This is a genomic window from Arthrobacter sp. 24S4-2 (genome assembly GCF_005280255.1).
GTDB lineage: Bacteria > Actinomycetota > Actinomycetes > Actinomycetales > Micrococcaceae > Arthrobacter.
Genome location: NZ_CP040018.1, coordinates 4,643,040 through 4,656,713 on the forward strand (window position 1 = coordinate 4,643,040; position 13,674 = coordinate 4,656,713).

General features: G+C 67.0%; 9 protein-coding genes and 2 pseudogenes. 3 read left to right on the plus strand and 8 right to left on the minus strand.

All coding sequences use genetic code 11. The features are described from left to right. Nucleotides 1–28: 28 nt before the first annotated feature. Nucleotides 29–1,596: pseudogene (locus tag FCN77_RS21525) on the minus strand (NCS1 family nucleobase:cation symporter-1). A gap of 310 nt (nucleotides 1,597–1,906) precedes the next feature. On the opposite strand from FCN77_RS21525, the gene aceE reads away from it, so the two are divergent. Further along, nucleotides 1,907–4,660 (plus strand): pyruvate dehydrogenase (acetyl-transferring), homodimeric type, encoded by a 2,754-nt coding sequence (gene aceE / locus FCN77_RS21530; protein ID WP_137323909.1) that lies wholly within the window; start codon nucleotides 1,907–1,909, stop codon nucleotides 4,658–4,660. A gap of 84 nt (nucleotides 4,661–4,744) precedes the next feature. Next, complete coding sequence (nboR, locus tag FCN77_RS21535) at nucleotides 4,745–5,353, plus strand: nicotine blue oxidoreductase (RefSeq protein ID WP_137323910.1); 609 nt, start codon at nucleotides 4,745–4,747, stop codon at nucleotides 5,351–5,353. Nucleotides 5,354–5,391: 38 nt separating this feature from the next. On the opposite strand, the gene FCN77_RS21540 is transcribed toward nboR, so the two are convergent. Then, nucleotides 5,392–6,048: a uracil-DNA glycosylase gene (locus FCN77_RS21540; protein ID WP_137323911.1), complete on the minus strand. Its 657-nt coding sequence runs from the start codon at nucleotides 6,046–6,048 to the stop codon at nucleotides 5,392–5,394. A gap of 111 nt (nucleotides 6,049–6,159) precedes the next feature. Here FCN77_RS21540 and FCN77_RS21545 point away from each other — a divergent pair, with 111 nt between their 5' ends. Next, the gene (locus FCN77_RS21545; RefSeq protein WP_137323912.1) at nucleotides 6,160–6,684 is read left to right on the plus strand and encodes a DUF488 family protein; all 525 of its coding nucleotides are present in this window, start codon (nucleotides 6,160–6,162) and stop codon (nucleotides 6,682–6,684) included. A gap of 22 nt (nucleotides 6,685–6,706) precedes the next feature. On the opposite strand, the gene FCN77_RS21550 is transcribed toward FCN77_RS21545, so the two are convergent. From FCN77_RS21550 to FCN77_RS21570, 6 genes and pseudogenes are all read right to left on the minus strand, one after another. Then, entirely contained in the window at nucleotides 6,707–7,453 is a 747-nt protein-coding gene (locus tag FCN77_RS21550) for a HEAT repeat domain-containing protein (RefSeq protein WP_254678679.1), read from the minus strand. 45 nt (nucleotides 7,454–7,498) lie between these two features. After that, entirely contained in the window at nucleotides 7,499–8,482 is a 984-nt protein-coding gene (locus FCN77_RS21555) for an aldo/keto reductase (RefSeq protein ID WP_137323913.1), read from the minus strand. Nucleotides 8,483–8,489: 7 nt separating this feature from the next. Next, nucleotides 8,490–9,701 (minus strand): xanthine dehydrogenase family protein molybdopterin-binding subunit, encoded by a 1,212-nt coding sequence (locus FCN77_RS27830; RefSeq protein ID WP_368074346.1) that lies wholly within the window; start codon nucleotides 9,699–9,701, stop codon nucleotides 8,490–8,492. Next, nucleotides 9,678–11,395: pseudogene (locus FCN77_RS27835) on the minus strand (molybdopterin-dependent oxidoreductase); the annotation flags it as partial. The gene FCN77_RS27830 and the pseudogene FCN77_RS27835, both read right to left, overlap by 24 nt. 2 nt (nucleotides 11,396–11,397) lie before the next feature. Next, nucleotides 11,398–12,402, minus strand: coding sequence for a xanthine dehydrogenase family protein subunit M (locus FCN77_RS21565; protein WP_137323914.1), 1,005 nt, complete (start codon nucleotides 12,400–12,402; stop codon nucleotides 11,398–11,400). After that, nucleotides 12,393–13,673: an XdhC family protein gene (locus FCN77_RS21570; RefSeq protein ID WP_137323915.1), complete on the minus strand. Its 1,281-nt coding sequence runs from the start codon at nucleotides 13,671–13,673 to the stop codon at nucleotides 12,393–12,395. The genes FCN77_RS21565 and FCN77_RS21570 overlap by 10 nt, the downstream gene beginning before the upstream one ends. Nucleotide 13,674: the final 1 nt, after the last annotated feature.

Genomic DNA, 13,674 nt, shown 5'->3' on the forward strand with positions numbered 1-13,674 from the left:
TCTCTTCCGTTCTTCAGTGCCGGGGGCGTCAGTGGGTGCTGGCGACGGCGATCGATTCGCCGTCGACATCTTCGAGCCGCTGCGAGCGGTCCGCGATGAAGTAGTACACCACCGCGGCGATGCCGGCCGCGAAGAACCAGGCGAACGGGGCGGCAACTTCCAGCGCCGGGACGAAGGCAATCAGGAGCGCGACGGCGGCTGCCGGGACGAGCGCGATGATCGCCCGTGGGTTCACGCCCTTCTTGTAGTAGTAGGCTCCGGCGGGGTCAGCCGTGTAAAGCTCGGGACATTGACCCTGCCGCGGCGCAGCAGCCAGTAGTCGGCCATGACGACGCCGAACAGCGGGCCGAGCAACGCCCCGAGGCCGCCGAGGAAGTACACGATCACCAGCGGGTTGTTGTACAGGTTCCACGGCAGGATGATGAGTCCGATCGTGCCGCTGACCCAGGCCGCCTTGCGGAAGTTCAGGTGCCTCGGGAACAGGTTGGTCAGCGCATAGACCGGAGCCACGAAGTTGGCCATCAGGTTCACGGCGATGGTCAGGACGAGCAGGGCGAGGCACGCGAGGACCAGGAACAGGGTGTTCGGAATGGTCTGCACAATGTCCGACGGGCTCTGGATAACCGTGCCGTTGATCTTGAACTGGCCGCCGGCCATGACTACCACGATGGAGCCAAACAGGAGCATGTTGATCGGGATGCCCCAGAAGTTGCCGCGGACCACTGCCTTCTTGGAGACGGCGGACCGGGTGAAGTCGCAGAAGTTCAGGACGAAGGTTCCGTAGATGGACACCCAGAGGGCGCCGCCGGCGAAAATGGTGCGCCACATGTCCGCGCCTTCGAGTGCCTTGTCCGAAGTCCAGGCGATGGAGCCGCCGGCCTCGACGAAGATCCAGATGGCGATGGCCGCCATGGTCACCAGGATGATGGGGCCGGCGAAGGCCTCGTACTTGCGGATCATTTCCATGCCGAAGCTGACGATGACCAGCTGGACGATCCAGAGGAACGCGAAGGCGGCCCAGCCGAGCGTGGACAGGCCGAGAACGGAGTTGGTGTCCAGATCGTGCAGCGAAGGAACCATGGCCACGAGCATGACGCGAAGCACCACTGATGCCAGGTACGTCTGGATGCCGAACCAGGCCACCGCCACCGCCCCGCGCAGGAGGCTGGCGATCTGGGCGCCCCGGATGCCAAAGCTGATCCGGCTCATGACGGGGAACGGCACGCCGGTCTTGACGCCCATGAAGCCCGAGAAGCTCAGGAGGGCGAACAGCAGGACGGCACCGACGCCCAGGGCCAGGAGAATCTGCCAGCCGCCGAGTCCGAGTGCGAAGAGCCCGATGGCAAAGGCATAGTTTCCAAGGCTGTGGACGTCATTGGCCCACAGGGTGAAGATGCTGTAGCTCGTCCAGCGCCGGCCCTGCCGCTTCGTCGGGGCAAGGTCGATGTTGTAGAGGCTGGGGCTGATGGTGCGCCCGGATGCGGCGCTTGCTGATTCGCACAGGGCTTCGATGCCCGTTGCAGGATGGACCGGCTGTCCCGACAACTCTGTCGGGGCGGGAGCCGTTTCGACGCCGACTGATGGGGTCGTCTGCATCTGGATCTCCAGTTCTAGGGGATGGTCATGGGTGGAAGTCTGAGTTTCCGTGAGGCTAATTCCACTAAGCGGAAATTAGGTTTTGAAGAGTGGAATAACTCTATGATCTGGATCACCTTGCGGTCAAGGAGTTTTCGCGGGGCGGACGGTCACAATCGGTCCGCAGGGTCGGCCACCGGCGCGCGGCGGGCCAACCGCGCGCCACCGCCTTGACCGTTCGCCGTCTTCTGCATAATCTCGAATGGCAAGAATGTTTTCTCACAATATGAAAACTTAGAGCCCAGACATTCAAAGATGAAAAGAGGCTGCCGTGGCTGCAGGAGAAGATACCTCCCATATCCTCAGCGGGTTGACTAACCAGCTGCCTGATCGTGATCCGGAAGAGACCGCCGAATGGATTGAGTCCCTGGATACGCTGATCAGGGAACAGGGCACCGAGCGTGCCCAGTACATCATGCGCAGTCTCCTGCAGCGTGCCGGCGCCCAGAGCGTCGGGGTTCCGATGGTCACCACCACGGACTATGTGAACACCATCCCCGCGGACCAGGAAGCGGAGTTCCCCGGCAACGAGGAATACGAACGCCGGTACCGGGCGTACATGCGCTGGAACGCCGCGGTGATGGTGCACCGGTCCCAGCGGCCGAACATCGGGGTGGGCGGGCACATCTCCACCTATGCCGGGGCCGCGACCCTGTACGAGGTCGGGTTCAACCACTTCTTCCGCGGCAAGGACCACCCCGGAGGCGGGGACCAGGTCTTCTTCCAGGGCCACGCCTCCCCGGGCATGTACGCGAGGGCGTTCATGGAAGGACGCCTGACCGAGGAGGACCTGGACGGGTTCCGGCAGGAGAAGTCCAAGGCCGGGCACGCCCTGTCCTCCTACCCGCACCCGCGGCTGATGCCGAACTTCTGGGAATTCCCCACCGTGTCCATGGGCATCGGTCCGATGAACGCGATCTACCAGGCCCAGTCCAACCGGTACCTGCACAACCGCGGCCTGAAAGACACCTCGGACCAGCAGGTCTGGGCGTTCCTGGGCGACGGGGAAATGGACGAGCCCGAGTCCCGCGGCCTGCTCCAGCTCGCCGCGAACGAGAACCTGGACAACCTGAACTTCGTGATCAACTGCAACCTCCAGCGCCTGGACGGGCCGGTGCGCGGCAACGGCAAGATCATGCAGGAACTCGAGGCGTTCTTCCGCGGCGCGGGCTGGAACGTGATCAAGGTCGTCTGGGGCCGGGAATGGGATGACCTGCTCAGCCGCGACTCCGACGGGTCGCTGGTGAAGATCATGAACGAAACCCTGGACGGGGACTACCAGACCTACAAGGCCGAGTCCGGCGGGTTCGTCCGCGAACACTTCTTCGGGAAAACCCCGCAGACCAAGGAAATGGTCGCGGACCTGTCCGATGACCAGATCTGGAACCTCAAGCGCGGCGGCCACGACTACCGCAAGGTCTACGCCGCGTACAAGGCAGCAACCGAATTCAAGGGCAAACCCACCGTGATCCTGGCCAAAACGGTCAAGGGCTACGGACTCGGACCGCACTTCGAAGGCCGCAACGCCACCCACCAGATGAAGAAACTCACCCTGGATGACCTCAAGTCGTTCCGTGACCACCTGCGCATCCCCATCACGGATGAGCAGCTTGAGGGCGATCCGTACCAGCCGCCGTACTTCCACCCCGGCGCGGACGCACCCGAGATCGCCTATCTCCTTGAAAGAAGGAGGGAACTGGGCGGCTACACGCCCGAGCGCCGTCCCAACCACGCGGCCATTGAGCTGCCCGAAGCCAAGACGTTTGACGTCGCCAAACGGGGCACTGGCAAGCAGCAGGCTGCCACCACCATGGCCTTCGTCCGTCTGCTCAAGGACCTCCTCCGCGACAAGAAGTTCGGGCACCGGATTGTTCCCATCGTGCCGGACGAATCGCGCACCTTCGGCATGGACGCGTTCTTCCCCACGGCGAAGATCTACAACCCCAAGGGACAGAACTACCTGTCCGTGGACCGGGACCTGGTCCTGGCCTACAAGGAGTCCACCCAGGGCCAGCTGATCCACCCCGGCATCAACGAAGCCGGCGCCGTGGCAGCGTTCACCGCCGCCGGCACCGCCTACGCCACCCACGGCGTCCCGCTGATCCCGGTGTACGTGTTCTATTCCATGTTCGGCTTCCAGCGCACCGGCGACGCCTTCTGGGCCGCCGCGGACCAGATGACCCGTGGCTTCATCATCGGCGCCACCGCCGGCCGGACCACCCTGACCGGCGAAGGACTCCAGCACGCCGACGGCCACTCCCCCATCCTCGCCGCCACCAACCCGGCAGTGGTCACCTACGACCCCGCCTACGGCTACGAAATGGGCCACATCATGCGCTTCGGGCTCGAACGCATGTACGGACCGGATTCCGAAGGAAACAATGGGGACCGGAACCTGATGTACTACATCACCGTCTACAACGAACCCATCACCCAGCCGAACGAGCCCGAGAACCTCGACGTTAAGGGTGTGCTGAAAGGCATTCACCGGGTATCTGAGTCGGGTGCTGAAGGCCCCAAGAGCCAGATCTTGGCCTCCGGAGTCTCGGTTCCGTGGGCGCTGGAAGCCCAGCGGATCCTGGCCGAGGACTGGGGCGTCTCCGCGGACGTCTGGTCCGTCACGTCCTGGAACGAACTGCGCCGCGACGGCCTCGCCGCCGAGGAGGAAGCGTTCCTGAACCCCGGCGAACCGGCCCGGGTACCGTTCGTGGCCCGGCAACTCGCCGATGCGCAGGGCCCGGTGGTGGCGGTCTCGGACTACATGAAGGCCGTCCCGGACCAGATCCGCCAGTTCCTGCCGCACCAGTTCGCTTCGCTCGGCGCGGACGGCTTCGGCTTCTCCGACACCCGCGCCGCGGCACGCCGCTTCTTCAAGAACGACACCCACTCCATCGTGGTGAAGACACTGCAGCTGCTCGCGGCGAGGGGCGATGTGGAGGAGGGCGCGCCGTCGTACGCCATGGACCGCTACAAGCTCCTGGACGTCAACGCCGGCACCACCGGCGGAGCAGGCGGCGACGCCTGACGGGCCGGTTCGTGCGACAGCCGACGGCGGTGTTCCTTTGGGACGCCGCCGTCACCTGTCATATGGGGTGGATAGGCTGGGGCGATGGCTGACCCGAATGAACCGCGCACGACGGCGGTGCTGCTCGCTGCCGGGGCGGGCACCCGTTTGGGGCGCGGTCCCAAAGCCCTGCTGCCGTTCCGCGGCCGGACCCTGGTGGAAGTCCTGGCCGGCGTGGTGCTCGACGGCGGTTGCCGCGAGGTGGTGATCGTACTCGGCGCCGACGCCGCGAAGGTCCGTGAAACCACCGGCCTCACCCAGTACACCGTCATCGAAAACCCGGGCTGGCAGTCCGGAATGGGCAGCTCGTTCCGGCGGGGAGTTGCCGCGGCGGCAACCGAAGACAATGTGCTGATGGCGCTCGTGGACCAGCCCGGCCTCACGCCGGAAACGGTGGCCCGACTCCTGGACGCCCACCGGCCCGGCCGTGTAACAGCAGCCGCCTACCGCGGACCGGACGGCGCCCTCCGGCGCGGCCATCCGCTGCTGCTGGATGTCACCCTCCGGTCCGAAGCGGCAGAGTCGGCAACGGGCGACGCCGGCGCCCGGCTCTTCCTTCAGGCCCACCCGGATCTCATCGACCTGGTGGACTGCAGCGACCAGTCCGGCGGTGAAGATCTCGACACCCCGGACCAGCTGCGGCTGCTGGACTAGTCCCAACCACGAGCCGGACCACACGCCGGCAGACCGTCCTACTGCCGCATCCCCGCTGAGAGCAGCTCCTCCAACCCCCGCTTGAAGCCGGACCGGCCGCCGTGGGCGGGATGCCTGATTTTCGGCGCCTCCAGACCGCTCCGCTGCAGGCTGCGGTGGGCCACGTTACCCACGGCCACCACGGTTTCGATGGGATACAGCTCTGTCAGCGCCTGCCAAAACGGAGTTCCAAGGGCCGCTTCGGAAGCCGTTGGGGTGCGGTTGGACAGTGGCCGCCCCGGCACATGGGTATGCCAGGGGCAGGCGCTCCACAGCACGGGAAGGAAGTCCAGTTCTGCCAGTACGTCCCACATCACTGTGGCCGTCGGCTCCGCCGCTACCCCCTCAGCCTCTGCCACTGCCGGCAGCACGTAGCCCTTTCCCGGCCCGAACAGTCCGAAGGTGTTTGCGGGCCCCTCGAACATGGTGCGGTTGGTGAAGGGAACGCCGGTGACCCGCATGCCCCTGAAGCCTGGCGCTTCCCCCACCAGCAGCACTTTCGGACGGCGGTCCAGCATCTCCTGCAGGTAGATTCCCAGGTTCCGGCGCCGCTGCGCATTGGCTGGCGTCGCGTGATCGAAGAAGTTGTTGCACCCGTGCCCTGTTGCCACCTCCGCGAGCCGGTCAATAAAGCCATCAATGGAGGATGAGGTCATTGCAACGCCCGCTTCCCTTGTCAGCTCGTACGCCAATCAGAATATCCGGACCGGTTCACCGCACCTCCAAGCTCAGGCCCGCCCGAGTCACCGCCGCCTTAGCATTGGGGCATGACGGACATGACCATCTTCACGATTGGGCACTCCACTCATCCCATCGAGGAGTTCATCGGCATCCTGAAGGCCCACGGCGTCAGGAAACTGATCGATGTGCGCACCGTCCCGAAGTCGCGGCACAATCCGCAGTTCAATTCGGACGCCCTGGCGGCGAGCCTGCGTGCCAGCGGGATCACCTACCGGCGGATGCAATCCCTCGGCGGGCTGCGGCACGCCCGGAAGGACAGCCCCAACGATGCCTGGCGCAACGCATCTTTCCGGGGCTACGCGGACTACATGCAGACCGAAGAATTCTCAACTGCCATCGACCAGCTGATGGAGCGCGGGCGGACCAACAACGCGGTGATCATGTGCGCGGAAGCCGTCCCCTGGCGCTGCCACCGCTCACTGATCGGTGACGCGCTCCTGGTCCGGAACGTCGAGGTGCTGGACATCATGACGGAAAAGTCCGCCAAACCCCACACCCTGACCTCCTTCGCACGGGTCGATGGAGAGCGGGTGTGGTATCCGGCAGGCTAACCGGCGTTGAAGGAAGAAGCGGTCATTCACCGGACCGCGTTAAGACGGCGGCCACACTTTCGGCGGCTGCCTGGTCCGCCTTGGCCAACCGTGACTTCTTGAGGTTCTCCCGCACGATCCAGCGCACATCCTTGTCCTCGCTGGCAGCCCACCTTTTCAGGCGCCCGAAGCCCTCCGCCGGTGCTGCCGCAATTGCAACACTCCAGCAGTAACCCAGCCCCTGTCGCAGCACACGAAACTCTTCGGCACGCCGCGACTGAACATTTAGGCCCCGGACTGACATTGTGATCCGGTCCAGGGCATCCAGGGCCCGGACGGCATCCTCCGTAGCGCCAAGCAGGCGGGGTTCACAGATACCGGCCGCGATGGCGCGTTGTACCAGCGGCGGACCATCCACCCAACCCCGGGCCAAGGCCCACAACCCGGGCATGTTCGCATCTCCAAGCCGCTGCAGGGCCATGGCAACTCCCTCGCGCACCCGCCAGCGGGAATCGGCTGCCAGCGCCCTCAACACTTCCGCGGCCCGCACCTGGCCGTCGGCAAGCAAACGGCCAAAGCCGACGGCGCCGCAGGTCGCCAGGTATTCATCCCGGCTCTCCGCGCACTCTCGGATCAATGCCGGGTCAGCCACATCGGCAAAAGCCTCCGCAAGCTCTATGTTCCCGCGGGGGCCGGGAAGGCCGGATTCGCCGTTCAGGTAGGCCACCCACTGGTCAGGGGGAGCGACTCCAGCACCGCCCTGTAGTCCGCTCGTTTGGTCATAAGCCAATTCCTCGCTCCCGAAGCGCCCCTGACCGTGAAGAAATATTGGCCGCTACCAGCGCGGATGGATCGATTCGCGGAAGTAGCGGTCGTAGATTTCCCGGACGCCGACGTCGAACGTTGCGTCTATGCCGCCGGCATCCGCCGCGGCGGCGTTGGAGCGGGCCTGGTCCACGTTCCGCGCACCCGGGATCACTGTGCTGACGCCGTCCTGCGCCGCGATCCAGGCGATGGCCGCTTGGGCGGTGCTGACGCCGTCGGGCACCAGTTCCTCGAACTCGGCCACCGCTTTGAGGCCCTCTCCGAAGTCCACACCGGAGAACGTCTCCCCAACGTCGAAAGATGAGCCGTCGCGGTTGTAGTTCCGGTGGTCGTTCTCCGCGAAGAACGTGTCCGCAGTGTATTTGCCGGACAGCAGGCCCGAGGCGAGCGGCACGCGGGCGATGATGCCCACCCCTGCGGTCGCCGCCGCCGGCAGCACCTCGTCCAGCGGCTTCAGGCGGAAGGCGTTGAGGATAATCTGCACCGTGGCCGTGCCCTCGTGCCGCATGGCTTCGAGGGCTTCGTCGGTCCGTTCCACGCTGACGCCATAGTTCCGGATGACGCCCTCGGCCACGAGGGTGTCCAGCGCGTCATACACTTCGGCGTTGCTGTACACGGCGGTGGGCGGGCAGTGCAGCTGGACCAGGTCCAGCTGTTCCATGCCCAGGTTGCGCCGGGACCGGTCCGTCCACTCGCGGAAGTTGGCGAGGTTGTAATTCTCCGGCTGCTGTTCCACCCGGCGGCCCATCTTGGTGGCCACCGTGATGTCCAGGCCGGGGTTGTCCGCCAGGAACGCGCCGATGGCCTGCTCGCTCCGGCCGTCGCCATAGACGTCCGCAGTGTCGAAGAACGTGACACCCGTTTCCACGGAGGCGGCCAAGATGGCCCGTGCCTGGGCGGGGTCCACATTGCCCCAATCCGCGCCAAGCTGCCAGGTCCCCAGTCCAACAATGGAGACGTTCCGTCCGGTCTTGCCCAATGTGCGCTTTTCCATCATCCGACTATAGGCCGTTAGCGCTCTCAAGGTGCGAGGCCAGGCCCGCTTCCTTCAGTCCCAGGTAGATCTTGTCCCTCGCGATGGGCAGCTCGGTGAACCTCACGCCCGTGGCGTTCCGAATGGCATTCGCGAGCGCCGGAGCCACCGGATTGAACGGGCTTTCGCTCATTGACTTCGCCCCGAGCGGGCCCAGTTTGTCGCTGGTTTCGGCGAAGTACACCTCGCTCCGGGGCACGTCCGCGAAGGTGGGGATGTGGTACTGCCGGAGGATGTCCGTGGTGACCTTCCCGCCGTCGTCCACTTTGACTTCCTCGTACAGCGCGGCGCCGAGGGCCTGTGCGATCCCGCCTTCGATCTGGCCGCGGCACTGCCGGGGGTTGACCACCACGCCGGCGTCGGCGGCCTGGACGCTCTGCAGGATCTTCAGCTCCCCGGTTCCGGTGTTGACCGCCACCCGGAAGCCCTGGACGTTGAAAGCGACCGACCGCGGAGTCCCGCCCCAGTGCCCTTCGGTGGCAAGCTCGACGCCGGCAGCCTCCGCGGCGTCGAAGATTTCCGTCAGCGGCACCCGGGTCCCTTCGCACACCACGGCGTCCTCCTCCATCACGCAGCCGGAGGACTGCACCCGCCGGATGCCGGCGGCAAACGCACGGATCCGGACAGCCAGCTCTTCAGCCGCGGCCAGGGTGGCCTTGCCGGCCACCACGGTCCCGGCCGAGCCGAAGGCGCCGGTATCGTGCTCCACGAGGTCCGTGTCCGACTGCCGCACGGTGACGCGCCCGGCCGTCGTGGACAGCGCGGTGGCCGCGAGCTGCGCGTGGACGGTAGTGGTGCCGTTGCCGAATTCGGCGGTCCCGACGTCGGCCGCGTACCTTCCGTCCGGAAGGAGCCGGAGCTTTGAGTGGGCAAAGTGGCCGCGCGGGGGGACAGTGTCGATCATGGACAGAGCCGTCCCCTCCCCCGTGACCCAGTCCGGACCCAGGTCGTCCAGCCCGGCGGCCCGGTACCGTTCGAGGCCGCGGGCCAGGGCGTCCTGCACCAGCCGGGTGCACTGGTCCAGCCCGTAGCTGCCGTAGTGGACGTCCTCTTCCGGATCGGAATGGGTGGAGAGCATGTCGTCACCCTCGAGGACCATGTTGCGGCGGCGGAACTCCAGCGGATCCATCCCGATCCCGGTGGCGAGCTCGTCGATGCCGGACTCGATGGCGAAGATCATCTGGCTCAGGCCGTAGCCCCGGAACGCCCCGGACGGAACCGTGTTGGTGTACACCGCGTGGGCGTCCACCTTCTTGTTGGCACACTTGTACACCCCAGGGATTCGCCGCAGCCGTGGAACATCACGCCGGGGGCATGGTTGCCGTAGGCGCCGGTGTTGGTGAGCACATCCAGCTGCAGCGCGGTGAGCCGGCCGTCGCTGCTCGCGCCGGCTTTGAGGTGGATGGTGAAAGGATGCCGGGTGGTGGAGGCCGTGAACTGCTCCGTCCGGGTGAATTCGAGCTGCACCGGACGCTTGAGCTTCAGCGCCGCCAAGGCAACAACGTCCTCGGTGAGCACCTCCTGTTTCCCGCCGAAGCCGCCGCCCACCCGGCCGGCGACCACGCGGATCTGCTCTTCCGGCATGGCAAAGACCCGGGACAGCGTGCGCCGGACCAGGAACGGCACTTGGCTGGAGGTGCGGACCTGGAGCCGGCCGTCAGCGTCCACGGATGCGATGGAGGCGTGCGTTTCCAGCGCGGCGTGCTGCACCCGGTGGGTCCGGTACGTCTGTTCATGGATGAAATCGGCCTCGGCAAATCCCGCTTCGACACTGCCGAGTTCCGAATGCAGCTCCGCCACGACGTTCCGTTCAGGCCGGCCGATGCGTGCGGTGGCCGCGTCCTTTTCGCCGTGGATCGCGGGGGCGCCCGGCAGCATTGCTTCCTCGGGCGTGAAGACGGCGTCCAGCACCTGGTACCCGACGTTGAGCGCGCGCACGCCGGCTTCCGCCGCCGCCACGGAATCGGCGACGACGGCGGCAACCTTCTGTCCGATGAACCGGACGACGTCGTCCAGGACGCGGGTATCGTCCGGGTCGTCCGTGTAGAGCTCATGCTGGGCGGTGGAAAACAGCTGGGCAGGGGCGTCCTCGTGGGTGAAGACGGCCACCACACCGGGGATTTCCAGGGCCGCGGTTGAGTCGATGGAGAGCACCCTGGCATGGGCATGCGGCGAGCGCAGGAGCTTCAGGTGCAGTAGCCCCGGCAGTTCATCCGCGGGCACGTCCAGGGTGTAGCGGGCCTTTCCGGTCACGACGGCGAGGCCCGCGGGGGCCGGAACATCGTCGCCGAGCTGGCCCGGCTTGGGCCCGGGCTGCCCTCCGCCGGCGATCCCCGAACCGAGCCCCTTGGGATCCGGGTGTCCCTCATGGCCGCAGACGGCATCCTCGATGGCCCGGTATCCGGTGCAGCGGCAGAGGTTTCCCTTGAGGTTGCGGGGCAGGTTTTCCTTCTGCTCCTCGTCGAACGTCGCGGCCGTCATCACCATGCCGGCGGTGCAGAATCCGCACTGGAATCCCTGGCGGTCCAGGAACTGCTGCTGCATCGGGTGGAGGGCGCCGGCGGTTCCTGCCGTGTTGGCGCCGTTCCTGTCGGTGCCGTCCGCGTCAGTCGTTCCGGATCCGCAGGTGCGGGCCAGTCCCTCGATGGTGGTGACAGCGTGGCCCTCGGCCCGAACGGCCGGGTAGATGCAGCTGTGCACGGGTGTGCCGTCCACGTGGACGGTGCAGGCCCCGCAATCGCCGCCGTCGCAGCCCTTCTTGACGCCGAAGTTGCCCTGTTCCCGCAGGAACGTGCGGAGGCACTGGCCGGGACGGGGCTCGGCCTCGGCCGTGACGCCGTTGATTTCAATGGCACGCGTGGTGTGGTTGGCCATGCTCAGGCCCCTTCCTGCTGAGGCGAAACCTGCGATGAGGCCGGGTGCTGTGTGTTCCGCTGCTGTATATTGCGCAACGGTGACGTGCGCCGCGGCGGCCAAAAATCCCCGGAAACGCGGGCAGGCGGAACACCGGCCGGTGCTTCCAGTTCAGCGCGGATTTCCTCGGCGAGGCGGTACGTCATGTCTTTCCGCCAGGCCGGCAGGCCGTGGATGTCGTCGTGGTACAGCTCGGTCGGAATGGCGGCGTCGAGCGCTTCGACGAGGGCAGCTGCAGACGTCGAAGCGCCGGACTGAGCATCCCCCGTCGGAGCCGGGAAGCGCAGCTGCACGGGGCGCTTGGTGGCCGCGGTGACCGTGAGGACCAGGGTGCCGCCGGCGTCGAGCCTTCCTATGAGCAGCACCCCCGACCGGCCCATGTTGCTGAGCGACAGACGCCGGAACGCCACCCGGGCGGCGAGCGCTGAGGCCGGGAGGTGGAGGCCGCGCAGGAGTTCGCCGGGGGCAAGGCAGTTCTTGCCGTCGCCGGTGACGAACTCGGTCACGGGCACGGTGCGGCGGGCGCCGCCCGGTCCGAGCACGGTGGCCTCCGCGTCGAGCGCGGCACAGAGCGAAATCATGGGACCGGCGGGCAGCGAGGTGCAGAGGTTGCCGCCCACCGTGGACATGTTCCACACCTTGAAGGAGGCCACGAAGGAGTCGCAGCAGGGGCGGACAAGGTCCAGGGCGGGCCAGGCGGCTGCCCACTCCCCCAGGGCGTCCGATTCAGGCAGCGCATACATCTCCGCCACAGTGCAGGTTGCCGCGAGCTCGACGCCCGAATCCGTGACCGTGACGGCGGGCCAGCCGGCGGCGCCGAGGTCCAGCAGCCGCCGGAGCGGCTCCCTGCCGAACGCGAAGCTCCCGTAGGAGAAGAGCACCGTTCCGCCGGCGAGCCAGGCATCCCCGTCGCGCCATTCGGCCGGGTCTTCGGTGCGGACCACGGCCTCGATGGTATTCATGTCCATGGGGTCTCCTGGCGTTGCGTGGTGTTGGCGTTGTGAATGGGACCGGTATGAATGGGGCCCCGGCCGTCCTTCAGCGACGACGCCCGCACGGAGGCACCGGCGGCGCGGCTCCGGCCGGCCACGAGCTCCGCCGTGATGGACACGGCCACTTCGGCCGGCGTCACTGCGCCGAGGTCCAGTCCGATGGGCGAATGCAGCCGGGCAAGGGCCTCCGCGGTTACTCCAGCGGCGAGCAGGGAATCAACGCGCTGCCGGTGGCTTCGCCGCGATCCCATGGCGCCCACATAAGCCAGGTCCAGGCTCAGCGCGGTTTCCAGCAGCGGGATGTCGAACTTGGGGTCGTGGGTCAGGACGCAGGCCACGGTCCGGGCATCGATCCGCCCTGCCGCGGCTTCCTCCGCCAGATAGCGGTGCGGCCAGGCCGTGACCACCTGGTCCGCGCCGGCGAACCGGGACTGGCCCGCGAAGGCCGGCCGCGCATCGCACAGCGTCACGTGATAGCCCAGCAGCTGGGCCGCGGGCAGCAGCGCCGCGCCGAAGTCGTTGGCACCGAAGATCAGCAGGCGGGCCGGCGGAAGCCGGCTCTCCACGAGCAGCGTGATGGGCTCCGGGCTGGCGTCGGCGCTTGGCGCCACGGCTGTGCCGGATAGGCAGCCCTCCGGCGGCGCGAGCCGGACCAGTCCGGTCCGGCCACCCCGCAGCAGCGGTTCCAGCTGGGCAGCGGCCGCCCGCATCAGCCGCCCGGCTGCCGGTGCGCCAAGTGAGGCCAGTCCCAGCAGCGCCGCGAGTTCGGTGGAAGACGCCACGGATTGTCCCAGCAGGAAGCCTGCCGGATCCGGGATTACTACGGCGCCGCCTCCGTGGGCGTCCACCCTGCGGATCAGTGCCAGGCCGGTGGCGGCCCCGTGGCCGGCGAGCACCTGCAGGTTCTCCAGCCGGAGTCCGCCGGGCGCCGAGCCCAGCGGCTCGATGTGGATCTCCAGTTCCCCGCCGCAGGTGAGCCCGACGGCGAACGCATCCTCGGCGCTGTAGCCAAAAAACTCGCGGCGGGTGCCGCCGTCGTGCATTGCCTCCAGTGCTGCCTCCACGACGGCGCCTTCAACGCAGCCGCTGGACAGGCTGCCCAGGACTTCGCCGGCTTCGGAGACCAGCATGGACGTGCCCAGCGGCCTCGGCACGGATCCCCCGGTGCCCACCACGGTGGCCACGGCGCAGCGCTGGCCGGTGGCGGCGGGCTGCCATTCCTTCAGTGAAGGCATCAGATCCAACATT